This is a genomic window from Buchnera aphidicola (Brevicoryne brassicae) (assembly GCF_005082825.1).
Lineage (GTDB): Bacteria > Pseudomonadota > Gammaproteobacteria > Enterobacterales > Enterobacteriaceae > Buchnera > Buchnera aphidicola_AK.
Window position 1 is genome coordinate 461,696 of sequence record NZ_CP034882.1, and the last position, 24,316, is coordinate 486,011.

The following is a 24,316-nucleotide window of genomic DNA, read 5'->3' on the forward strand; positions in this document are numbered from 1 at the left end:
TTTAATTAGTATTTTTGATATTTTTTAAAACATTCTTCATAAATTTTTTACAAGCATTACAATAGCTTGACAAGCAATTGCTTCTTTTCTTCCAATTGATCCTGTTTTTTTAGCGCTCGTAGCTTTAATGCTAATATTATTTATTTTAGTATTAAGATCTAATGCTAAATTTGATCTCATAAAAGATATATAAGATGACATTTTTGGAGATTCTGTAATGATAGTAATATCAATGTTAGATAAATTATAATTTATTATTTCAATTTTTTTCCAAATATCTTTTAATAGTATTCTACTATCAATATTTTTATATATTATATTACTGCTTGGGAAAAACGTACCAATATCCCCCATAGCAACAGCACCTAGTAATGCATCTATTACAGCATGTATTAGTAAATCACCATTAGAATGAGCAATTAAACCTTGTGAATAAGGAATTAAAACACCACCAATAATTAAAGGTTTTTTACTCCCAAAAGCATGAAGATCAAAACCATATCCAATTCTCATGAATATATCTCTTTTTTTATTAAATTATTGTCATAATTTTTTAAATAAAACTCAGCAAGAATTAAATCATCTGGCCAAGTAATTTTAATATTTCTACAATTTCCTATAATCAATAATGGACTATATCCATAATATTCTAGTGCTGATGCTTCGTCTGTAATACTAATTTTATCTTTAATGATTTTGTTTAAACAATCTTTTAATATATTTATTTGAAATAACTGAGGGGTTAAAGCATGCCATAGATTTTTTCTATCTACAGTACTTAGAATTTTTTTTCTTTTTTTATCGCTATATTTAATAGTATCAGAAACAGGTCGTACTAAAATAGCTCCTATAGGATTTTTTTTAATAATAGATATTAGCCTATCTAAATCTTGATAACTTAAACAAGGACGAACTGCATCATGTACTATTACCCAATTTGCATTTGTCTCAACATTTAATCCTGATAAGACTGAATTTATTCTATCTTTTCCACCTATTACAGAAATAATACGAAAATTAGATGATATAGGTAATTTATGAAAATAATTATCTTTTTTATGTAAACTTACAATAATGCGAACTATATTAGGATGTAACAACAATGTTTTTAAAGTATGTTCAAGAACAGTGCAGTGTTTAATTTTTATATATTGTTTTGGTAGATCTAACTGCATTCTACTTCCAGTTCCTGCAGCTGGTACTATAGCAATAATTTTTAATTTTAATAAATTCACTAAGATAGTTCCAGATCTAAAAAAAAATGATGTTTAAAAATTTTAATTTCTAACAGGTCTAAAAAACTTTAAAACAAAATATTCAATTTGTTTAATTATTTTTAATACGATTATTAAATTTATTAATTTCTAATATAATTTGATTGTTAAGAATATCAAGATTAATATTTTCTTTTTTTTCCATAATAACTTTTTTATATACTATTATGTAATCAAAAATACCATTTTTCCCCCACCAAAGAGAATATTGTAACCAAATTAATAAAAGCAAGAAAAACATTTTTAATGTTTTCATATTGTACTCTAAAAAATTAACTATTGTTAAAAAAATAAATTTAATTTCAATTTATTTAATTAATTATGAACAAAAGGGTATAACTTTATTAGAGTATAGTGCTTTAATTAACTTTTTTGAATTTTTTTCTAAAGATTCGGTTCCATCTAAAAGAACATCAGGTGCGTCTGGTATCTCATATATCGATTGAACTCCAGTAAAATTAGATATTTTTCCCATACGAGCTTTTTTATATAAATTTTTAGGATCTCTATTTTCACATACACTAAGTGGAGTGTTGACAAATACTTCTAAAAAATTTTTTTTTCCTAGCATTTTACAAATCATTTTTCTCTGATATTTATATGGAGAAATTACCGAGACTAAAACTATTATACCAGCATCTAACATTAATTTAACAACTTCGCCAAGACGTCTAATATTTTCTTCCCTATCAGCAACACTAAAACTTAAATTAGTACATAAACCAGATCTAATATTATCTCCATCTAATAAGTAGGTCTTGATACCATTTTTAAATAATATTTCCTCTAAAAAATTAGCAATACTTGATTTTCCTGAACCTGATAATCCTGTAAACCATACTGCAACTGATTTATGACCATATTTTCGTTGACGTTTTATACGTGTAATAGAATATTTTTGCCAAATAATATTATTTTGAAAATCATCATTCATATTAATTAGAAACCTTTTTTTTTACTAGTTTAGGTATATTCCAATGTGGAAAATGTTGAGAAATAAAAGCATGAAAACTTGATTCAAAATCATTTTTATTATCAGGTAATATCGTTTCTTTTTTTTCTAAATTATTTTTAATCATTCCAGCACCTACAGTAATATTTGTTATTAGATCAATAAAAATTATATTACCTGTAGTTCGATTATCATTGTAGTCATCAAAAATCACAGGCTCACTGAATGTTACTTTAATTTGACCAATGCTATTTAAAGAAAGAGAATTACTTTTTCTTTTTATTAACGTATTGATGTCTATTTTAAATAAAATTTCTTTTATATAAACCCGCGTTTTTTTACCTGATAATTTGACATTATATGATTGTCCTACTAATAATTCATTATCTGTCATCCAGACAATATCAATAATAGCTTCTTGATTAGGTTTTAAATTAGAATCAACATTGACAAAAAAATCTCCTCGATTAATATCTATTTCATTTTCTAAAACCACTGTAATCGGTTGACCAATTTCTGCATATTTCAAATCTTGATCAAAAGTGACAATACGAGAAATACGAGAAATTATATTATCAGGTAATATTTTAATAAACTGTCCTACACGAAGAACACCAGATACTAACATACCTGAATATCCGCGAAAATCTGAATTAGGACGATTGACATATTGTACTGGAAATCTTATATCTTCGGCATGATGATCAGTTTTGATTTTTATTGTTTCTAAAATTTTTAATAATGTTAAACCATTATACCAGGGCATAAAACTATTCTGAAAAACAATATTTTCACCAACTAAAGCAGAAATAGGAATAAAAAAAATATTTAAATTATTAGAAAGTTTTTTAGAAAACTTTAAAAAATCTTTTTTTATGTTTTCAAAAACATCTTTTTTATAGTTAACTAAATCCATTTTATTAATGGCAACAATTAAATATTTTATTCCAAGTAAAGTGGAAATAAAACTATGTCGATAAGTCTGTTTTGATAATCCTTTTCTAGCATCAACTAATAAAATCGATAAATCACATGTAGAAGCACCTGTAACCATATTACATGTATATTGTTCATGACCAGGAGTATCTGCAATAATAAACTTTCTTTTATCAGTGGAAAAATAACGGTAAGCCACATCGATTGTAATACCCTGTTCACGTTCAGATTGAAGTCCATCTACTACTAATGCAAGATCTATTTTATTCCCTTGAGTACCATGACGTTTGCTATCACGTTTTAAAGAAGACAATTGATCATCATAAATTTGTTTAGTATCATGTAATAAACGACCAATTAATGTGCTTTTTCCATCGTCTACGCTACCACATGTTAAAAATTTTAATAAAGTTTTTTTTTGATGTAAATTCAACCATTTTTTAAAATTATTTTTTATATTAATATTCATTTTTAAAATATACCTTTTTTTAAAAATATCCCTGTCTTTTTTTAAGCTCCATTGAACTTTTTTGATCATGGTCAATAGCTCGACCTGTGCGTTCACTAGTTTTAACTATTAACGTTTCCATGATTACTTCTTCAAGATTTTTTGCTTCTGATTCAATTGCACTAGTTAGAGGCCAACAACCTAAAGTGCGAAATCTAACCATTTTTTCTTTGATAATTTCATTTGGATAAATTTTAATACGTTTGTCATCAATCATTATTAATGCTCCGTCTCTTTCTACAACTGGACGCATAGAGGCAAAATAAAGAGGGACAATTTCTATTTTTTCTAAAAAAATGTATTGCCAAATATCTAATTCAGTCCAATTTGAAAGAGGAAAAACACGAATATTTTCTCCTTTATTAATTTGACCATTATAATTCCACCATAACTCAGGACGCTGTTTTTTTGGATCCCATTGATTAAATGAATCACGAAAAGAATAAATACGTTCTTTAGATCGTGATTTTTCCTCATCTCTTCTAGCCCCTCCAAAAGCAGCATCAAAATTATATTTATTTATAGCTTCTTTTAATCCTTCTGTTTTCATAACATCAGTATACTTGCTACCTCCATGTTTAAAAGGATTTAAATCTATTAGATTAGCCTTTGAATTTGAATGTACTATTAATTCTATTTTAGAGCTATTTACAATATAATCTCTAAATTTATACATTTCTTTAAATTTCCATCCAGTATCTATATGTAATAGAGGAAATGGTAAGTTTCCAGGATAAAAAGATTTTTTTGCAAGATGAAGCATTACTGAAGAATCTTTTCCAATAGAATAAAGCATTACAGGGTTTTCAAATTCTGAAATTACTTCTCGCATTATATAAATACTTTCTGATTCTAATTGACGTAAATGAGTAGTGTTTGCTTTAAACATTACTTTTCCTTAAATAAATTTTACTATAGAAGATTTATTATAAATATCATTAAATATATTTGAAGTATGAAACCATTTTAATTTTTTATGCAAAAGAACAACTTCACCAATAATTAATAGAGATGGAGTTATAGAAAAATTAATCATTTTTTTTATTTCATCTAAACGTCCTATAATAACTTTTTGATTAACAGTTGTTCCTTTTCCAACAATAGCTATAGGTGTTGATTTCAAACGACCATGCATAATAAGTTTTTGAGAAATTTCTACAGCGTGTAAAGTTGCCATGTAAACTACTAAAGTATAAGAAGGATCACATAAAATAGAAAAATTATTTAACAAACCATTTTTGCATTTATGACCTGTGATAAAAATAACTCCTTGTGCATATTTACGATGTGTTAATGGGATTCCAGTATATGCTGCTATACCAATTGCAGAAGTAATACCTGGAATAACTTGAAAATCAATACCTGCATTTTTTGCAGCTTCTATTTCTTCACCACCTCTTCCAAAAATAAAGGGATCCCCACCTTTTAAACGCACTACTTTTTTACCTTGTCGCGCTAAAAATATCAATAATTTAATAATTTTATCTTGAGTAATACTTTTTAAACCTGCACGTTTCCCAACATAAATACGTTTTGCATCACGACGAATCAAATCTAAAATATCTTGAGATACTAAACAATCATATAATACTACATCTGCTTGTTGCAGTATTTGCAAACCTCTTAAAGTTAATAAACCACTATCTCCAGGTCCTGCTCCTACTAAAATAATTTCACCTCTTAAAAAACTATCTTGATTCATTGTTTTTTTTAAAATTTCAGTTGCTTTTTCTTTATTTCCATTTAAAACATGCTCAACAAAAAGACTTTTAAATAACTTCTCCCAAAATCTACGTCTTTCTAGTAAATTATTAAAATGTTTTTTAATTACATTTCTCCATTTTCCAGAAATTTTTGCAACATCACCTAATTTCATTGGTAATATAGATTCAATTTTTTCGCGTAAAAAACGCAATAAAACAGGAGCTGTTCCTCCAGAAGAAAGAGCTATAATAATAGGAGAGCGATCAATAATAGAAGGAAAAATAAAAGAACATTTTGACTTATCATCAACTACATTTACTAATAAATGACGATCATTACATGATTTAAATACATATTCATTTAATTTTAAATTATTTGTAGCTGCAATTACTAAAAAAATTTTATTTAAATAAATAGAATTAAATTCTCTAGATATCCATTTTATTTTTTTTTGTTTTAAGAGACATTTTACTTCTGAACATAATTCTCTTGCAATAACATTAACTTTAGCTTTCGCACGAAGCAACAATCTAATTTTATTAAAAGCGACTTCTCCAGCACCAACAATTAATACGTTCTTAGATTTTAAATCTAAAAAAAGAGGAAGATAATTCACATTTGCCTTTTTTAAAATAAATAAAAATGTAAAATATTGTAATAAGATTACAAATGTTATTTGTAAACAGTATAAAAAATATTTTCTATAATTTGAAAGATGATATTTAAAATAAATTAAATCTTACTAAAAACAAAAATATATAAAATATTAAGTAATATGAAATAAAAACATGCTTAGTAAAACTACTATTATATAGCATTTCTTTAGAATATTAAATTTAATCTTCATGTAAACCACATTCTCGTTTTAATCCAAAAAATCGTGTTTCTTCTTCTAACATTCCAGGCATATGTTTAATAGTTGTATGTACATCTCCAATAGATAAGTATCCCTCTTTTGATAAAGGATGAATATCTAAATTATTTTTTTTTAAATATTTATGTACTTTATTATTTGACCAATCTAATATAGGAAGTACTTTAAAAACTCCCTTTTGAATTGAAAGATAAGGTAATAAATTTCGACTTTTTGATTGATCATGACGTAATCCAGAAAACCATGTTTGCACTGATAACTTATGTAAGGCAAAATTCATCGGTTTTACTTTATTCATATTATTATAAAAATCAATACCTTGTATTCCTTTTTTCCATAATTTTCCATATCTTGCTTCTTGCCATGCTGGAGATATTTTTGATCGAAAAATATGTAAATTTAAATTATATTTTTTAGTGATAAAATCAATGAAATTATATGTCTCAGGAAACAAATAACCTGTATCAATTAGTACTACAGGAATATTAGGTTTTTGTTTAATTATCATATGTAATAAAACCATTGATTGAATACCAAAACTAGATGAAATAATGTGTGTACAAGGTAGATTTTTTAATGACCAAGATACTCTTTCTTCAGCAGAATAATTTGATATTAATAAATTAAATTCAGACAAAATTTTGTTTTTTTTTTCAGAATTTAATATATGTATATTTTGGATATCAAATTTAGACATTTTACTTACTCCGTATTAGTCCCAAAAATCATAAATAGGATTAACAATTTTCTTAACAATTCCTTTTCTAACAATAAAATCTCCAAAATCTTCTTCTTTTTTTCGTTGAATAGACCAGGTTTTAATCAAATATTCTAAATGCACTAGTATTTCTTTTGTAGTAATATTTTCCTTGTAAATTTTTGGAATACGACTGCCTATTCTATTACCTCCTATATATAAATTATATCGACCAATAGATTTTCCAATTAAACCAATTTCAGATAATAAAGATCTACCACAACCATTTGGGCACCCAGAAATACGAAAAATTATTGTTTCTTTTTCTACACTATATGTTAACATGATATTTTCTAACTTAGTAATAAAAAAAGAAAGAACACGCTCAGCTTCAGCCATTGCTAAAGGACAAGTAGGAAACGAAACACATGCCATAGAATTCAAACGCAAGTTGCTAACTTTCTTTATCAATCCGTATGATAAAGCTATTTTTTCTATTTTATCCTTATTTTTTTCAGGTATTTCAGAAATAATTATATTTTGATTAGATGTTAATCTAAAATTACCATTGTGTATTTTTGCTATTTGTGATAATCCAGATTTTAATAATTCATTATCTTTATCATATATACGTCCATTAGGAATAAATAATGTTAAACTCCAATTATGATTAATATCTTTAATCCATCCAAATCTATCTCCTCTACTTATAAAATGATAAGGTCGAATTGGTTCAAAAATTATATTTGCTCTTTTTTCAACTTCTTTTTTAAATTTTTCTAAACTGAAATTGTTAATGGTATATCTAGTTTTTGCATTAGAACGATCAGTACGATTACCCCAATCTCTTTGTGTTGTTACTATAGCTTTAGCAACAAATAAAATTTTTTCTATAGATATATAACCTATTTCTTTAGCAAGAAATGGCCATGTAAGTTTATTTCCATGAGTAAAAGATAATCCCCCACCTATTAAAACATTAAAACCAATTATCTTTTTGTTTTTTATAATAGAAATAAAATTCATATCATTAGCATATAAATCTACATCGTTATATGGTGGAATAACTACTGTAGTTTTAAATTTTCTGGGTAAATAAGTTTCTCCTAAAATAGGTTCTTTATCTGTTGTAGAAATTTTTTTTTGATTTAACCAGATTTCTGCATATGCTTTAGTATGTGGCAATAAAAATTCTGAAATTTTTTTTGCCCATTCATAAGCTTCTTTATGAATTAAAGATTCCATCGGATTAGATGTACAAAGTACATTTCTATTTACATCATTTGCTGTACCTAATGAATCTAATTCTATATCATGCAACATTTTATGAACATCTTTCAATTTTTTCTTTAAAATTCCGTGAAATTGAAAAGTTTGACGATTTGTCAATCTAATTGTACCGTATAATGTATATTTACTAGCAAAATAATCAATTTTTAACCATTTTCTTGCTTTGATAACTCCACCTGGTAGTCTACAGCGTAACATCATTGCATAACGTGGTTCTAATTTTTGTTCATGACGTTCTAAACGCAAATCACGATCGTCTTGTTGATACATTCCATGAAATCTAATAAGTGAAAAATTATCTCCAGTAAAACCATTAGTAATTTCGTTTTTTAAATCATCAACTATTGTACCTCTAAGATAATTACTATCTTTTTTAATACGTTCTGCATCAGTATTTTTTTTTTCTAAAACTTTTTTATTATCATTTTTTTTCATTAATATACATCTCTTTTATAACGTTGGTTTAAACGTAAATTATTTAGAAATTCATTAGAGTCTTCAGCGCTCATATTACCGTTTTGAGAAATTATATCTAATAATGCTTTTTCAACATCTTTAGCCATTTTTGAAGCATTTCCACAAATATATATTTGTGCTCCATTTTCAATCCAAGACCATATTTCCTTTCCGTTTTCTCTAATTTTATCTTGTATATATATTTTACGTTCTTGATCTCGCGACCAAGCTAAGCTCATTTTAGTAAGTAAACCTTTTTTTATATATTCTTGCCATTCTATTTGATATAAAAAGTCTTCTGTAAAATTAGGATTTCCAAAAAATATCCAATTTTTTCCTTTAGATCCATCGTTATCTCTTTGTTGCATAAAAGCACGAAAAGGAGCAATACCTGTACCTGAAGCAATCATTATAATTGGTATATTTTTATCTATAGGCAAACGAAAATTATTATTATTTTCAATAAAAAATTTCACTTTATCATCTGATTTTAAAGACTGTGAAAGATAACCAGAAGCACCTCCTAAATAAACACATCCAGAAATTATTTTTTTTACAACACCTACTGTAATATGAATTTCATCATTCATTTCAGCTTGTGATGAAGAAATAGAATATAATCGAGGTGTTAAAGGGCGTAAAAAACTAATGAGTTCTTGAGAAGATATTTTTGATGAATTATCCCATATCATACTAACCAAGGGGGTTTCAAAAACATATTTATTTAATTTTTTTTCATCAGAAATAATGTTTTTCAAAAATTTACTTTTTGATAAATGAGCGTAGCTTTTTACGATATTTTTTGTATTAACAGTTAATTCAAAACTATTTTTCAATGCATCAAAAATTGTAGTAATATTATTTTTGATATTAACCTGATCAGATATATCGATAGAAAGTGATTTTAATGTTTTTTTTATCAAATCAGTATCATTTTCATACCAAATACCAAGTGCGTCGCCTGGAGTGTAATTAATATTTAAATCATGTATATCAATTTCAATATGATTAATGTCTCTACTAGAATATCGACCCGTTATTTTTTGATTTGTTAATATAATACCTGTAGCAGGATTTTTTTTATTATAAGAAACATTAGAAATAATAGATTTATTTTTTTCATTTGAATATGAAAAAGAAGATTTTAAGATACTAATATTTTTATTTATAGATACTAATAATTTTTGAGACCATTTTTCATAATCATCTTCATATTCAATATCAGCATCAAATCTATCCAGTAACGATTTTGCTTCTAATTCTTTAAATCTATTATCAAAGTCTTTTGCTGCTTGACAAAATAAATTATAGGACGTATCTCCTAATCCAAAAATACTATAATATAAATTATCTAATTTTGGGGCTTTTTTAGACATTAAAAACTTATAAAAAGATACTGCTTCTTCTGGAACTTCACCTTCTCCCTGAGTTGAAATAATCAAAATTAATATTTTTTCATCTTTTATTTTTTTAAATTTAAAATTTATCGCATCAATAAAACGGTTTTTTATATTGTTTTTGTTCAAGTATTCATGAAGACGTTGAGATAAAGACTTTGCATTACCAGTTTGAGAAGCTGAAACAATAGTAATTATTTGATCGTCATTATATTCATTGTTTTCAATGGTCAGTAAATCAGATTTTTTATTTGCAATTTTCCAAAAATAACCTGATAACCAAGCACATTGAATATCGGTACAAGTACTTTCTAATTGTTTTAAATTATTTAATTGTTCTGAATTCAGCGGAAGTAAAACATCAAAAGTTTTTTGATTTTTCATTGTACTAAAAATCCAAATTCCATTATGTTAAATAGGTAATGTTATTAATAAAATACAATTTACAGAAAAAATTAATTTTTATCTACTTATTGAATAGTAAATAATAATATTTAAGTAAATTAATCTTATATTTTTTAAAAATAATGTTTAATACAAAAAAATTATATATTTTCTAATTCTTTTAGTTTTTCTTTTGCATGTTTTATAACAATATCAGGTAATCCTGATAATGATGCTACTGATATACCATAACTTTTTTTTGAAATACCATTTTTGATTTGATATAAAAAAGCTATATGACAATTACTTTCAACAGCAGTAAAATGAAAATTTTTTATAAATTTTTGACTTAATGCTAATTTTGTCAATTCAAAAAAATGAGTAGATAATAATGTCATAGACTTATTTTGACTAATCAAATATTTAGAACACGACCAAGCTAAAGCTAATCCTTCATTAGTCGAAGTTCCTCTTCCTAATTCATCTATTAATACTAAACTATTAGGTGTCGAATTGTGAAGAATATTAGATATTTCTGTCATTTCCATCATAAACGTCGAATACCCATTACTTAAGTCATCTGCTGCACCAATTCTTGTAAAAATTTTATCAATTGAACCAATTAAAGCATATTTAGCTGGAACAAAGCTACCTGTCCAAGCCATTATTACGATCAGAGCAATTTGACGCATATAAGTGCTTTTTCCACCCATATTAGGTCCTGTAATAACAAGCATTTTTTGTTTTTTTGATAAAACAACAGAATTTTTTATAAATGGTGTTTTTAAAAAACATTCAACAACTGGATGACGACTTTCTAATAAAGAAATACCATATTTTTTAGTCATAATAGGACATGTGTAATTTAAAGATATAGAACGTTCTGCTAAATTTACTAATACATCTAATTCTGATAGTGCTAGCGCACTTTTTTGTAAATCCATTAAAAATGGTTCTATCAAATCAAAAATTTCTATATATAATTTTTTTTCTAAAAATAAAGATTGCACTTCTGCATTAACCACTTTTTTTTCATATTCTTTTAATAATGGAATACTATAACGTTCGGTATTTTTTAATGTTTGTATTCTATTATAATGTTTTGGTACCAAATGAATATGACGTTTATGCACTTGAACATAGTATCCAATAATATTGTTATATTTAATTTTTAATGATTCAATCATGAATTGATTTTTTTGTTCTTGCTCAAAATTTTTAATATACGCTTTTGAATTGTTTTTTATAGCTCGTAATATATCAAGTTGAACGTTATAAGACTCAGCTATCACATCTCCATCTCGAATAGATTTAGAAGGATTAACATTGATTGCTTTATCTAATAAAACTAAAATTTCTTCAAAAACACCAATGGAAACATCTATACTTTTAATATGTTTTAATTTTATTTTTTTTAATATGAAATGTAAACTAGGTAAGATTTTTAATGTAGAACGCATACGAATAAAATCATGAGGCAAAGCAGTGCGTAAAGCTAATCGAGAATAAATTCTTTCTAAATCATTAACTTGTTGAAGAATAGGTTGTAATTCTTTATAAAAAAAACGTAAAATTTTAACACTTTCATGACGATTTTTAACTAAATTAAAATTTTTTGATGGAGAATTTAACCAACGATGTAACATTCTGCTACCCATAGAAGTCATAGTTTTATTTAATATTGAAAATAAAGTATTTTTTGTTTCTCCTAAAACATTTTGAGTAATTTCTAAATTTTTACGTGTACTAACATTCATAAAAATGTTATTTTCCACATAATTGTTTTTTAATTGTCGAATATGAGGTAATGTACTCATATGCATCAATTTAACATACTGAAGTAAACAACCAGCAGGACGTATTATAAAATTATCTTTTTCTATACCAAATCCATTTAAACTATGAGTTTTAAACTGTAAATTTAATAATTTATATGAAGTTTCTAAATCAAATTCTAATAATGGACGTTTACGAATACAACTCCTATTAGTAATTAAAAAAAGATCTGAAAAATTTTCTGGATAGAGTATTTCTTTAGGATTTGTACGTTCAATTTCTGAAAGTAAAGAAATACTATCTAAATGTTGAGAAACACCAAAAAAACCTAAAGAAATATCTAAAATAGCATATGCAAATAAATTTTTTTCTTTCCAAATACAAGATATGAAGTTATCTTCATTATCTTCAAGAAACACTTCATCTGTGACAGTGCCTGGAGTTATCACACGAACTACCTTACGATCAATTAACTTGTTTTTAGATAAATTATCTTTAAATTGATCACAAATTACAACAGATTCACCTAATTTCACAAGTTTTGATAAATAATGATTTGCTGTATGACAGGGAATTCCAGCCATTGGTATAATTTTTTTATTTGAATAACCTTTTTTTGTTAAAGTAATTTTTAATAATTCAGAAATACGCTTTGCATCTTCATAAAATAACTCATAAAAATCACCCATTTGATAAAAAAGCAACATGTTAGGATATTCTGACTTTAAAGATAAATACTGTTTTATCATTGGAGTATGATTGTTAAAATTAACTTTAATACTTGTTTTTTTTTTCATAGTAAATAATTCATATTTTATATAAAATATTTTTAAAAATATTTATAGAACTAAAATAGGCATAAAATAAAATTTTATAGTTATGCATTATGTTTATTTAAGAAATATTTTATAATTTCATAAATGTATAATATAAAAATAATAAATAATTAAAATTGGGTGATAAAATGAAAAAAATATTAATTTTTTTATGTAGTATATTTCTATCTTTTAATGTTTTATCGTTTGAATTTACTAATAAAAAAGAATATAACACAAAAAAAAAAGTATACATAACGTTCCTAAAATAATAGAGTTTTTTTCATTTTTTTGTCCATATTGTTATGAATTTGAAAAAACACATAATATAAGAAAATTGATTAAAAAAAATATTAACAAAAACGTTAAAATTCATACATATCATGTTGATTTAATGGGAGAAAAATTAAGTTATATTTTAACAAAATCTTGGATAATAGCTGAACAGATGGGAATTGAAGAAAAAATTATGCTTCCCATTTTTAATGGTATTCAAGACACTCATGAAATCAAAAATATTAGTAGTATAAAAAAATTATTTAAAACAAAAGCAGGAATTAATGAAAATACATTTAATAATTTTTGGAATAGCTTGACAATTGAAATGTTAATTCAAAAACAAAACAAAAACATCAAAAAATGTGAATTAAAACATGTTCCAACAATGCTTATCAATGGAAAATACATAATTGATTATTCCAATATAGAAGAAATTTTTAAAGATAATTTTTCTCAAAAGTACATTAGATTAATTCAATTTTTAATTAAAAAAAAATAGATATTCTTCTATAGAAGATAAAAAATTTTTTTATGATATACAATAATATATATATATAAAAGTTAAAAAATCTTTATATACATTTAATGTAATATCATTTTCACCATAAAAAATACTTTTTTTCTTATTTTAAAAAAATATGAGAAAAATATTAAATTATTAAAATAAAGAGAAAATATGTATCAAACAAAAATACCTATTATTATAATAGATGGAAGCTTATATTTATATACTTCTTATTATGGATTTCGTGATTTTAAAAATGCTATAGGAGAGCCATATGGTGCTATATATGGTATATTAAAAATGATAGATAATATTTTAAAAAAATTTTTTTTTGTTAAACAATTAATTATTATATTCGACTCTTTTAAAACAACATTTAGAAAAAAAATGTTTCAAGACTATAAAAGTCATAGACCTCCTATGCCACATTCACTCTATGTTCAAATTCAACCTCTTTTTAAAATACTAAAAAAAATCGGAATAAAAACATTAAGTATTCCAGGAATAGAAGCAGATGATATTATTGGAAGCTTGTCATCTAAATTAGAAAAAGAAGGAGAAAAGATATTAATTGTAAGTCATGATAAAGACATGTTACAACTTGTAACAAAAAACATTAATATTTTAAATAAAAAAAAAAATATATTATTACACCAAAAATAATAAAAAACGAATATGGTATCAAACCTAAAGAATATATTGATTTTTTAGCTTTAATCGGAGATACTTCAGATAACATTCCAGGTGTTCCTAAAATAGGAATAAAAACTGCATTATTCTTATTAAATAAATTTTCTAATATTAAAAATATTTATGGAAATATCGAGAAAATACCGTTTTTACCATTTCGAAATTCTAAAAATATTGCAATTCAATTAAAAAATCACAAAGAAACAGCTTTTCTTTCATATCAACTAGCAAAAATAAAACTAGACATTCCTATTGATATAACATCAAAAGATATGTTTTTAAAACAACATTGTACTAAAAATTTATTTGATTTCTTTAAAAGTTTTTTTAAAAATCAAGGTGTTTCATAATTTTATTAAAAATTTTTTAAAGTAATATACTTTTCATACCACTGATTTAAGTTTAATTTTAATTCTTTAATACCTATTTTTTTTGAAGAGGAAAATAATTGAACTTGAAATGAATCTTTTAATAAATTCAGTTTTTTACATACTTTGTAAAATTGAATTTTTTGTTGATTTATTTTTAATTTATCGCATTTGCTCAATAACAACAAAATAGATATTTTATTATGTATTGCAACATTAATTATTTTTTCATCAAGTAATTTAAGGGGATGTCTAATATCCATCAACAATACTAAACATTTTAATTGTCTTCGTGTTTCTAAATAATTATATATGATTTTTTTTAATTTATTTTTAATTAATGAAGGCACTTGAGCATAACCATATCCAGGAAGATCAACTATTCTAAAACCCGAAACTACTTCAAAAAAATTGATTAATTGAGTTCTTCCAGGAATTTTACTAAAACGAGCTAATTTTTTTTGGTTAGTCAATGCATTTATGGCGCTAGATTTTCCTGAATTTGAATAACCAATAAATGCAATTTCGACACCGTCTTGAAATTCTATATCAGTAATTTTAGAAAAACTTTTTAAAAATTTTGTTTTATGATAATTCAATATATTCAAAATTTAAATCCTAATTATTAATTCAAAAAAATATTTTTATAAAATATTAATTACCTTAATGTACGAATACCATTTCTTTAAACAATTAATCTTTTCCCATAATTCTATCTATAGAATATCTTTTTTATTTACATAAAAATAATTTTTTAAAGAGGAAAAAATGCATAAAAATATAAGAAATATCGCTATTATAGCACATGTTGATCATGGAAAAACTACATTACTTGATAAACTATTACAACAATCAGGAACTTTTCAAGAACATGAAGAAAAAACTGAACGTATTATGGATTCTAATGCTTTAGAAAAAGAAAGAGGTATTACAATTTTATCTAAAAATACATCTATTCAATGGAAAAATTATAAAATTAATATAGTAGATACTCCTGGTCATTCTGATTTTGGTGGTGAAGTCGAACGTGTAATGTCAATGGTAGATTCAGTTCTTTTAGTAGTAGATGCATTAGATGGACCAATGCCTCAAACACGTTTTGTCACCAAGAAAGCATTTAAATACGGTTTAAATCCTATTGTTGTAATTAATAAAGTAGATAGAATAAATTCTCGTCCAGACTGGGTAGTCGATCAAGTTTTTGATCTTTTCGTTAATCTTGATGCTAATGATCAACAACTTGACTTTCCTATTGTTTATACTTCTGCAATTTTAGGAACTTCAGGCATAGATTATCTAAAAATGGAGGATAGTATGATTGCACTATATGAATCTATTATTAAGTATGCTCCAGCTCCAAACGTTGATCCTAATCAAAAGTTCCAAATGCAAATTTCACAGCTTGATTATAATAATTATCTAGGAGTTATAGGAGTTGGACGTATTAAACAAGGCTCTATAAAACCAAATGATCAAGTAATAATCATTGATAGTTTTGGTAAAATTCGCAATGGAAAAGTTAATAAAGTTTTAAATTATTTGGGTTTGAAAAGAATTGATATAAGTCAAGGAGAAGCGGGAGATATAATTGCACTTACAGGTCTTAATAAATTAAATATTTCTGATACAGTTTGCCATCCAGAAAATTTAAAACCATTGCCTGCATTAAGTATAGATGAGCCAACAGTAAACATGTTTTTTTCAGTAAATACATCACCTTTTTCAGGAAAAGAAGGGAAATACATTACATCTCGTCAAATTTTAGAACGATTAAAAAAAGAAACTATGCATAATGTTGCATTACAAATAAAAGAAACAAAAGATGCAAATATTTTTTCTGTTTCTGGACGCGGAGAATTACATTTATCTATATTAATTGAAAATATGCGTCGTGAAGGATTTGAATTAGAAGTATCTCGTCCTAAAATAATTTTTCGTGAAATTAATGAAATTAAAAAAGAACCATTCGAAAATGTCATTTTAGATATAGAAGAAAAAAATCAAGGAAATGTTATGCAATTTATAGGAGAAAGAAAAGGTGAATTAAAAAATATGACAATAGATAAAAATAGAAGAGTACGTTTAGAATATATATTATCTAGTAGAGCACTAATTGGCTTTCGTACTGAATTTATGAGTATTACTTCTGGAACGGGTCTTTGTTATTCATCTTTTAGTCACTATGATAATTGTCAAAATAGTAATATTGGACAAAGAAAAAATGGAGTTTTAATAGCTAATAGTACTGGTGTAGCTGTTGGTTTTGCTTTATTTAATTTACAAGAAAGAGGAAAATTATTTATCGGACATGGTGCTAAAGTATATGAAGGACAGGTAATAGGACTTCATAATCGTTCTAATGACTTAACAGTGAATTGTTTAACAGGAAAAAAATTAACTAATATGAGAGCTTCTGGAACTGATGAAGCAATAATTTTAACAACTGCTACTAATTTTACACTTGAAGAAGCACTAGGATTTATAAATGATGATGAACTTGTAGAAGTAACACCAAATAGTATACGATTACGTAAACGTTATTTAAAAGAAAATGAAAGAAAAAAATTTTATCGTAATAAAAATATTTAATTTAAGTTGAAATTTATTATAAATACAATCTATTATTAATTATATAATTCTATTGTTCCAATAGAATTATATAAAATATTTTTTAAAAAAACTATTGTTTAAAGAATCAACGTTTTAATAATTTAGCAATTAATTCATTATATTTGTTTTTTTGATGAAACAAACATAAACGTTCAGCAGTAATAATAGTTGTTAAATCATTTATTGCTTTTTTAAAATCATCATTAATTATTAAATAATCATATTCTAAATAATGTTGCATTTCATCTACCGCTTTTTCCATGCGTTTAGCGATAACTGTATCGCTATCTTGACCTCTATTTCTTAATCTTTTATACAATATATCTTTAGATGGTGGTAATAAAAAAATACTTTTTGATTCAGGCATTTTATATCGAATTTGTTTAGCTCCCTGCCAATCAATATCAAGAAAAACATCAATCCCAGAAAGTAACATTTTTTCAATAAATTTACGAGAAGTGCCATAATAATGACTAAAAACTTTTGCGTATTCTAAAAAAGATTCTTGTTCAATCATAATCTGGAATTCTTTTTTAGAAATAAAATAATAATGTTCTCCATGCAGTTCACCAGGTCGTATAATACGAGTAGTATGAGAAATAGATACTTGAATATCACGTGAAAATTGCGACTTTAATAATCCTTGTATTAAACTTGATTTTCCTGTACCACTTGGTGCTGAAATAATAAAAAGGATACCTAGAGACATGATTTTTAAAAAAATTAATTTTAAATAAAAAATAAAAGTAAATATTTTATATTATATATATATAAAATATCGTTCTTATAAAGAACATATTTAAAGAACATATTTAAAGAAATATTTTTTTATACATAACTATATAGTTTTCATGAAAAAAACATTCTCAAATCCACGTATTCTAAACGAATCATTTATATTTACAGGTTTATAAAGCACTACTTGTATTAACATTTCTTGAGAATTAACATGAACTATAGCTAATAAAACACCTATCTTATACCATTTTTTTTCTAATTTAATTTCAATAAAAGAATTGATTTCAGGAAAAATTTTTCCCATTCCAATTAAATAACATAAATAATATTTATTTAAATTTTTAAAAAATATTCGTGCTATTGTTTCTTGTCCATAATAACATCCTTTTTTAAAACTAATAGCTTCAAGCTTGTCTAAATTAATAGCTTGAGGTGTAAATTTTTTAGAACATTTTTCATCAATAATTGGAAAACCGGCTTCAATGTCTAATGCAGTCCATTGTCTACTATCATTTAAAAATATTTTCTTATTAATACTTTTTTTAAAAAACAAAAAATCTGATAAAGGTAAAACTAATAAAAACCGTTCTGATGGTTTTGAAAACCATAATATAGTTTTTTTGCATTCATGAACTACTGGTGAATTTTGATCTGGTATTGTTTCAAAAAAATCTAATAAAAATAATCTAGCATTTAAACCTGCAATTCCTATTAGATAAATATGATCTAATTTATAAATCCTTATTTTTGAAAAAATAGAATATTTTTTTAATTCTTTTATTTGAGTTTTAGAAATACTTGTTCTTTGAATATAACCGTAACCTTTATCATAGTGAAATAAACGCATAGTAGTCCATACTTTTCCATTAAAATTACAGTGGGCACAAAGTGTATGATTTGTTTTTTTTAATAAGTTTATATCAATTGTTAATTGATTTTGAAGATATCTTTGAGCATCAGAACCTTCTGCATAAACAAAAGACCACTCATTTAATAATATCATAGTTAATGATAATTTATTTGATGGATAAATTATCTCTTTTGGTGATATAAATACTGACATTTTTCTATTCCCTTAAAATATAATTAAAATTAATTCTATAAATTTAAAATAAATGAATTTATTTAAAATAATCTATCATATAATAAAAATTACGTAACGTTTTATATGATCAAAAATCATTCATTAAAACTATTTAAAAAAATTTATTAAAAAAATATAAAAACATTGGAAGAAATATGATTACTAATCAAATTGATAATTTAAATAAACGTATACAAGATCTTAAGAGGTATCTTTGAATATAATAAAAAAAAATCACGTGTTTTAGAAATTGATTTAGAATTATTATCACCTGAGATATGGAAAAAACACAAATCTATAAAAAAACTTAATAAAGAAAAATATTCTTTAAATACAATAATTGACGATATTAATCAAGTAGAAATACATATAAAAGAAGCAATTATTTTTTCAGAACTGGCTATAGAAACAACAGATAGCAAGTTATTTGAAGATGTTTTTTTAAAAATCAAAAAAATTGAGAAAAAAATCAAAAAAATTGAGTTTTATCGTATGTTTTCAAGTAAACATGATAATTGTAATTGTTATGTTGATATACAATCTGGTTCAGGAGGAACAGATGCGCAAGATTGGGCGAAAATATTATTAAGAATGTATTTAAAATGGGCTGATAAAAAAGGATTTCAAACAGAAATTATTCATGAATCTATTGGAGAAATAGTTGGAATTAAATCTGCTACTATTAAAGTACATGGAGAATATGCTTTTGGATGGTTAAGAACAGAAACAGGAATACATCGCTTAATTAGAAAAAGTCCTTTCGATTCAGGCAAAAGACGTCATACTTCTTTTAGTTCAGTTTTTGTATATCCAGATATAGATGATCAAATTTATATAAATATCAATTCATCTGAACTAAGAGTAGATGTTTATAGAGCATCTGGGGCTGGTGGACAACATGTAAATCGAACAGAATCAGCTGTAAGAATTACTCATCTACCAACAAATCTCGTTACTCAATGTCAAAGTAGTCGTTCTCAACATAAAAACAAAGAACAAGCAATACAACAAATGAAATCTAAATTATATGAAATGCAAAAAAGAGAAAAACAAAAAAAGAAAAAAGAACTAGAAAAAAACAAATCTAATATAACTTGGGGAAACCAAATACGCTCATATATATTAGATAATTCAAAAATTAAAGATCTTCGTACTGGTATTGAAAAAAATCATATTCAATCTGTATTAGATGGAGATTTAGACGATTTTATTGAACAAAGTTTAATAATAGGATTATAAGGAAAAATAATGTCAGAAACAGAAAATAGTATTTCTAATAATGAAACATTTATCAGAAAACAAAAATTTATAAATATGAAAAAAGAAGGATTTTCTTTTCCAAATAACTTCAAAAGAAATACTACTTCAAAAAAAATCCATCAAAAATATAACAAAAAAGATACTAATAAACTTAAAGAGTTAAAAATTAACGTTTCTATTGCTGGTCGTATGATACAAAGACGTATTATGGGAAAAGCCTCTTTTTTTACATTACAAGACATGGAAGGTCAAATACAAATATATGTAAAAGAAAAAGAAATATCATCTGAAAATTATAAAAACAATTTTAAAAAATGGGATATTGGCGATATTTTAGCAGTGATTGGAACATTATTCAAAACCAAAACTGGAGAATTGTCAATTTATTGCAGTAATATAAAAATACTTAATAAATCATTAAAATCACTACCTGATAAGTTTCATGGATTATCTAACCAAGAAACTCGTTATCGAAAAAGATACTTAGACTTAATTAGTAATAATCAATTGTATAATGTTTTTAAAAATCGTTCTAAAATTATCATGGCAATTAGAAGTTTTATGAAAGAACATGATTTTTTAGAGGTAGAAACTCCAATGTTACAAAATATTCCCGGAGGAGCAAATGCTCGTCCTTTTATTACTTACCATAATGAAATTAATACAAAAATGTATTTAAGGATAGCACCAGAATTATATTTAAAAAAATTAATTATTGGAGGTTTTGAACGTATTTTTGAACTTAATAGAAATTTTCGCAATGAAGGAATATCTAGTCGACATAATCCAGAGTTTACTATGATGGAAGCATATATTGCATATTCTGATTATGAAGATATGATGAAATTTACAGAAAATCTTGTTAAAAGTATTACAAAATTAGTTTTTAAAGATACTAAAATTAAATATCATAATTATTATTTTGATTTTAATAAACCATTTTACAAAATCACCATGAAAAATGCCATTCTTAAATTTAATCCACAAATTACACTATCTGATTTAGAAAATCTAGATAAGATAAAAAAAATTGCTAAATTAATAGGTATAAAAATAGAAAAAACATGGGAAATAGGAAAAATAGAAAATGAAATATTTGAAAAAACTGTAGAAAAAAAATTAATCCAACCTACTTTTATAACTCAATATCCAGTAGAAGTTTCTCCGTTAGCAAGACGTAATAATATTAATGCAAATGTAACAGATAGATTTGAACTTTTTATAGCTGGATATGAAATAGGAAATGGATTTTCAGAATTAAACGATGTAGAAGATCAAAAAATTAGATTTTTAAATCAAATCAAAAAAGAAAAACAAGAAAATAATAAAGATATATTTTACGATCAAGATTATATAGAAGCTTTAAAATACGGTTTGCCCCCAACATCTGGATTAGGTATTGGAATTGATCGTCTAATAATGATACTAACTAATCAAATTAGTATTCGTGATGTAATTCTATTTCCAACACTTCGTCGATCTAGTAAATAATTTTGATAAATTAAAATACAATTTTAAAAAAATAAGAAAATAAATATTTTGATAAACATTCAATAGGAAACAAAATGCCAGAACTTCTAAATAACATGAAAAGTAATTTTAATATAAAAAAAATTAAACTATTAATAAACCAGTATCAGTCTCCATTTTGGGTTTACGATTCTAATATTATTTACAAAAAAATCAAATTGTTAAAAAAATTTGATGTTATTAGATTTGCTCAAAAAGCTTGTTCAAATATTAATATATTGCGCTTAATGAGAAATAAGAATATAAAAGTAGACGCAGTTTCATTAGGTGAAATCGAACGAGCTTTATTATCAGGTTTTAAAAAAAATACAAATGAAATAATTTTTACTGCGGATATCTTAGATAAAGAAACTTTATCTAAGGTAATAGATTATAACATACCAGTTAATGCTGGTTCTTTAGATATGTTAAAACAACTAGGAACAGCATCTCCAGGTCATAATGTTTGGTTACGTATAAATCCAAGGTTTGGATACGGACATAGCAAAAAAACAAATACAGGAGGAGAAAATAGTAAACATGGAATTTGGGAACCTTCCTTAGCAATACCAATTATAAAAAAATACAAATTAAATTTAATAGGTTTGCATATGCATATTGGTTCTGGAGTTGATTATGTACATTTAAAAAAAGTTTGCAAATCTATGGTAGAAAAAGTTATTGAATTAAATCAAAAAATATCATCTATTTCTGCTGGTGGAGGATTGCCAATACCATATAAATTTAATGAAAAACCTATTAATATAAAAAAATACTTCACATTATGGGATACAGCTAGAAAAGAAATATCAAAATTTTTAGGGAAAAAAATCGAATTAGAAATCGAACCTGGAAGATTTTTAGTTGCAGAATCAGGAATTTTAATATCAAAAGTATGGTCTGTAAAAAAAATGGGTAATAAAAATTTTGTTTTAGTAGATGTAGGATTTAATGATTTGATGAGACCAACTATGTACGGTAGTTATCATCATATATCAGTTATTTCTGGAGATAATAGAAACATTGATGAAAAAAACACAATAAACACTGTCATAGCAGGACCTTTATGTGAATCAGGTGATATTTTTACACAAAAAGAAGGAGGTACCGTGCAAACTAGAAAATTACCAATAATAAAAGTTGGAGATTATTTAATTTTTCATGATACAGGTGCTTATGGTGCTTCAATGTCATCGAATTATAATACAAGACCTCTAATTCCAGAAATATTATTAGAAAATAATGATTCCTTTATTATTCGAAGACGTCAAAAAATAGAAGAAATATTAAATTTAGAAATGTAATATTTTTTTAAAAATTATTTTTAATAAAACAAGAGGTTTTTAACAAAAAATGTACATTATGTTTCCTAATTTCAATCCTATTATCTTTAATATTGGTCCTATATCTGCTCGTTGGTATGGTCTTATGTATTTTTTTAGTCTAGTTTTTGCTGTATGGTATGGAAAAAAAAAAGTATTAAAAAACAAAATATATAATATAAAAAAAACAGAAACATTTATATATTCTATTTTTTTAGGTTCTTGTATCGGAGGTAGAATAGGCTACATTATTTTTTATAACTTTCCATATTATTCTAATAATATACTACATATATTTTATATATGGGAAGGTGGTATGTCATTTCATGGAGGATTAATAGGTGGCATCATTACCATATTATATCTTTCTTTTAAATACAAAAAAAAAATACTAGAAATATCTGATTTTATAGTTCCTTTAGTGCCATTTGGTTTAGGTGCTGGAAGATTAGGGAATTTTATTAATAGTGAGCTATGGGGTCGCATATCGCCAAATTTTTCATATGCAGTGATTTTTCCTAATTCTCAATATCAAGATTTAGAAATAATTAAAAAACGTCCAGAATTAAAAATTCTATTAGAAAAATATGGCGGATTACCACGTCATCCTTCACAGTTATATGAATTTTTTTTAGAAGGAGTAGTTTTATTTTTCATAATTTATTTTTTTACAAAAAAAAATAGATCTACAGGTAGCGTTAGTGGTTTATTTTTAATTACCTATGGTGTATTTAGAAGTATTTTAGAATTTTTTCGAGAACCAGATCCTCAAATTGGATTATTTAAAAATATGATCACTATGGGACAAATATTATCAATTCCAATGATTATTTTAGGAATTATTATAATATTTAAAACTTTTTATAAAAAATCGGATTTTTGAAAAAA

General features: G+C 24.7%; 19 protein-coding genes and 2 pseudogenes. 7 read left to right on the top strand and 14 right to left on the bottom strand.

The features are described from left to right. Positions 1-36 precede the first annotated feature (36 nt). The 11 genes from ispF to mutS form a co-directional block, all read right to left on the bottom strand. Positions 37-513 carry a 2-C-methyl-D-erythritol 2,4-cyclodiphosphate synthase gene (ispF, locus tag D9V66_RS02145; protein ID WP_158365802.1) on the bottom strand — a complete coding sequence of 159 codons (477 nt, stop codon included), beginning with the start codon at positions 511-513 and terminating at the stop codon, positions 37-39. Further along, positions 510-1,241 carry a 2-C-methyl-D-erythritol 4-phosphate cytidylyltransferase gene (gene ispD, locus D9V66_RS02150; protein WP_158365803.1) on the bottom strand — a complete coding sequence of 244 codons (732 nt, stop codon included), beginning with the start codon at positions 1,239-1,241 and terminating at the stop codon, positions 510-512. The genes ispF and ispD overlap by 4 nt, the downstream gene beginning before the upstream one ends. Before the next feature lie 85 nt (positions 1,242-1,326). Beyond that, positions 1,327-1,530, bottom strand: coding sequence for a cell division protein FtsB (locus tag D9V66_RS02155; RefSeq protein WP_158365804.1), 204 nt, complete (start codon positions 1,528-1,530; stop codon positions 1,327-1,329). A 63-nt stretch (positions 1,531-1,593) separates the two neighbouring features. Then, positions 1,594-2,208, bottom strand: a complete 615-nt coding sequence (gene cysC / locus D9V66_RS02160; protein ID WP_158365805.1) for an adenylyl-sulfate kinase — start codon at positions 2,206-2,208, stop codon at positions 1,594-1,596. Position 2,209: 1 nt separating this feature from the next. Continuing rightward, positions 2,210-3,631, bottom strand: coding sequence for a sulfate adenylyltransferase subunit CysN (cysN, locus tag D9V66_RS02165; RefSeq protein WP_158365806.1), 1,422 nt, complete (start codon positions 3,629-3,631; stop codon positions 2,210-2,212). Positions 3,632-3,650: 19 nt separating this feature from the next. Next, positions 3,651-4,559, bottom strand: coding sequence for a sulfate adenylyltransferase subunit CysD (cysD, locus tag D9V66_RS02170; protein WP_158365807.1), 909 nt, complete (start codon positions 4,557-4,559; stop codon positions 3,651-3,653). A gap of 9 nt (positions 4,560-4,568) precedes the next feature. Further along, positions 4,569-5,990, bottom strand: a complete 1,422-nt coding sequence (cysG, locus tag D9V66_RS02175; RefSeq protein WP_158365808.1) for a siroheme synthase CysG — start codon at positions 5,988-5,990, stop codon at positions 4,569-4,571. Positions 5,991-6,210: 220 nt separating this feature from the next. Beyond that, entirely contained in the window at positions 6,211-6,945 is a 735-nt protein-coding gene (locus D9V66_RS02180; protein ID WP_158365809.1) for a phosphoadenylyl-sulfate reductase, read from the bottom strand. Positions 6,946-6,960: 15 nt separating this feature from the next. After that, positions 6,961-8,670 (bottom strand): assimilatory sulfite reductase (NADPH) hemoprotein subunit, encoded by a 1,710-nt coding sequence (gene cysI / locus D9V66_RS02185; protein ID WP_158365810.1) that lies wholly within the window; start codon positions 8,668-8,670, stop codon positions 6,961-6,963. Further along, the gene (locus tag D9V66_RS02190; RefSeq protein WP_158365811.1) at positions 8,670-10,472 is read right to left on the bottom strand and encodes an assimilatory sulfite reductase (NADPH) flavoprotein subunit; all 1,803 of its coding nucleotides are present in this window, start codon (positions 10,470-10,472) and stop codon (positions 8,670-8,672) included. The genes cysI and D9V66_RS02190 overlap by 1 nt, the downstream gene beginning before the upstream one ends. A 161-nt stretch (positions 10,473-10,633) precedes the next feature. After that, positions 10,634-13,045: a DNA mismatch repair protein MutS gene (gene mutS / locus D9V66_RS02195; RefSeq protein WP_158365812.1), complete on the bottom strand. Its 2,412-nt coding sequence runs from the start codon at positions 13,043-13,045 to the stop codon at positions 10,634-10,636. 167 nt (positions 13,046-13,212) lie between these two features. On the opposite strand from mutS, the pseudogene D9V66_RS02200 reads away from it, so the two are divergent. Then, positions 13,213-13,841: pseudogene (locus tag D9V66_RS02200) on the top strand (DsbA family protein). A 177-nt stretch (positions 13,842-14,018) separates the two neighbouring features. Further along, a pseudogene (locus tag D9V66_RS03280) lies at positions 14,019-14,887 on the top strand (5'-3' exonuclease). A gap of 5 nt (positions 14,888-14,892) precedes the next feature. Here D9V66_RS03280 and yihA read toward each other — a convergent pair. After that, a complete protein-coding gene (gene yihA, locus D9V66_RS02210) occupies positions 14,893-15,513 on the bottom strand; it encodes a ribosome biogenesis GTP-binding protein YihA/YsxC (RefSeq protein ID WP_158365813.1) in 621 nt (206 codons plus the stop codon). A 160-nt stretch (positions 15,514-15,673) separates the two neighbouring features. Here yihA and typA point away from each other — a divergent pair, with 160 nt between their 5' ends. Further along, positions 15,674-17,494, top strand: coding sequence for a translational GTPase TypA (typA, locus tag D9V66_RS02215; RefSeq protein WP_158365814.1), 1,821 nt, complete (start codon positions 15,674-15,676; stop codon positions 17,492-17,494). A gap of 106 nt (positions 17,495-17,600) precedes the next feature. On the opposite strand, the gene gmk is transcribed toward typA, so the two are convergent. Beyond that, positions 17,601-18,224 carry a guanylate kinase gene (gene gmk, locus D9V66_RS02220; RefSeq protein WP_158365815.1) on the bottom strand — a complete coding sequence of 208 codons (624 nt, stop codon included), beginning with the start codon at positions 18,222-18,224 and terminating at the stop codon, positions 17,601-17,603. 129 nt (positions 18,225-18,353) lie between these two features. Then, complete coding sequence (gene ygfZ / locus D9V66_RS02225) at positions 18,354-19,316, bottom strand: tRNA-modifying protein YgfZ (protein WP_158365816.1); 963 nt, start codon at positions 19,314-19,316, stop codon at positions 18,354-18,356. Positions 19,317-19,492: 176 nt separating this feature from the next. Between ygfZ and prfB the strand changes: the two genes are divergently transcribed. From prfB to lgt, 4 genes are all read left to right on the top strand, one after another. After that, a protein-coding gene (gene prfB / locus D9V66_RS02230) for a peptide chain release factor 2 (protein WP_222837002.1) occupies positions 19,493-20,576 on the top strand; the annotation gives its coding sequence in 2 pieces (ribosomal slippage) (positions 19,493-19,552 and positions 19,554-20,576; 1,083 coding nt in all). Positions 20,577-20,585: 9 nt separating this feature from the next. After that, complete coding sequence (gene lysS, locus D9V66_RS02235; protein ID WP_158365818.1) at positions 20,586-22,088, top strand: lysine--tRNA ligase; 1,503 nt, start codon at positions 20,586-20,588, stop codon at positions 22,086-22,088. A gap of 74 nt (positions 22,089-22,162) precedes the next feature. Beyond that, positions 22,163-23,410: a diaminopimelate decarboxylase gene (gene lysA, locus D9V66_RS02240; RefSeq protein WP_158365819.1), complete on the top strand. Its 1,248-nt coding sequence runs from the start codon at positions 22,163-22,165 to the stop codon at positions 23,408-23,410. Positions 23,411-23,459: 49 nt separating this feature from the next. After that, the gene (lgt, locus tag D9V66_RS02245; protein ID WP_158365820.1) at positions 23,460-24,311 is read left to right on the top strand and encodes a prolipoprotein diacylglyceryl transferase; all 852 of its coding nucleotides are present in this window, start codon (positions 23,460-23,462) and stop codon (positions 24,309-24,311) included. The last annotated feature ends 5 nt before the right edge of the window (positions 24,312-24,316 follow it).

Excerpts from the sequence above, each read along its gene's own strand:
- mutS (WP_158365812.1), bottom strand. The coding sequence starts at position 13,045 with ATGAAAAAAAAAACAAGTATTAAAGTTAATTTTAACAATCATACTCCA.
- typA (WP_158365814.1), top strand. The coding sequence starts at position 15,674 with ATGCATAAAAATATAAGAAATATCGCTATTATAGCACATGTTGATCAT.
- D9V66_RS02180 (WP_158365809.1), bottom strand. The coding sequence starts at position 6,945 with ATGTCTAAATTTGATATCCAAAATATACATATATTAAATTCTGAAAAA.
- D9V66_RS02190 (WP_158365811.1), bottom strand. The coding sequence starts at position 10,472 with ATGAAAAATCAAAAAACTTTTGATGTTTTACTTCCGCTGAATTCAGAA.
- cysD (WP_158365807.1), bottom strand. The coding sequence starts at position 4,559 with ATGTTTAAAGCAAACACTACTCATTTACGTCAATTAGAATCAGAAAGT.
- cysI (WP_158365810.1), bottom strand. The coding sequence starts at position 8,670 with ATGAAAAAAAATGATAATAAAAAAGTTTTAGAAAAAAAAAATACTGAT.
- gmk (WP_158365815.1), bottom strand. The coding sequence starts at position 18,224 with ATGTCTCTAGGTATCCTTTTTATTATTTCAGCACCAAGTGGTACAGGA.
- cysN (WP_158365806.1), bottom strand. The coding sequence starts at position 3,631 with ATGAATATTAATATAAAAAATAATTTTAAAAAATGGTTGAATTTACAT.
- lysS (WP_158365818.1), top strand. The coding sequence starts at position 20,586 with ATGTCAGAAACAGAAAATAGTATTTCTAATAATGAAACATTTATCAGA.
- cysC (WP_158365805.1), bottom strand. The coding sequence starts at position 2,208 with ATGAATGATGATTTTCAAAATAATATTATTTGGCAAAAATATTCTATT.
- ispF (WP_158365802.1), bottom strand. The coding sequence starts at position 513 with ATGAGAATTGGATATGGTTTTGATCTTCATGCTTTTGGGAGTAAAAAA.
- ygfZ (WP_158365816.1), bottom strand. The coding sequence starts at position 19,316 with ATGTCAGTATTTATATCACCAAAAGAGATAATTTATCCATCAAATAAA.
- lgt (WP_158365820.1), top strand. The coding sequence starts at position 23,460 with ATGTACATTATGTTTCCTAATTTCAATCCTATTATCTTTAATATTGGT.
- lysA (WP_158365819.1), top strand. The coding sequence starts at position 22,163 with ATGCCAGAACTTCTAAATAACATGAAAAGTAATTTTAATATAAAAAAA.
- D9V66_RS02155 (WP_158365804.1), bottom strand. The coding sequence starts at position 1,530 with ATGAAAACATTAAAAATGTTTTTCTTGCTTTTATTAATTTGGTTACAA.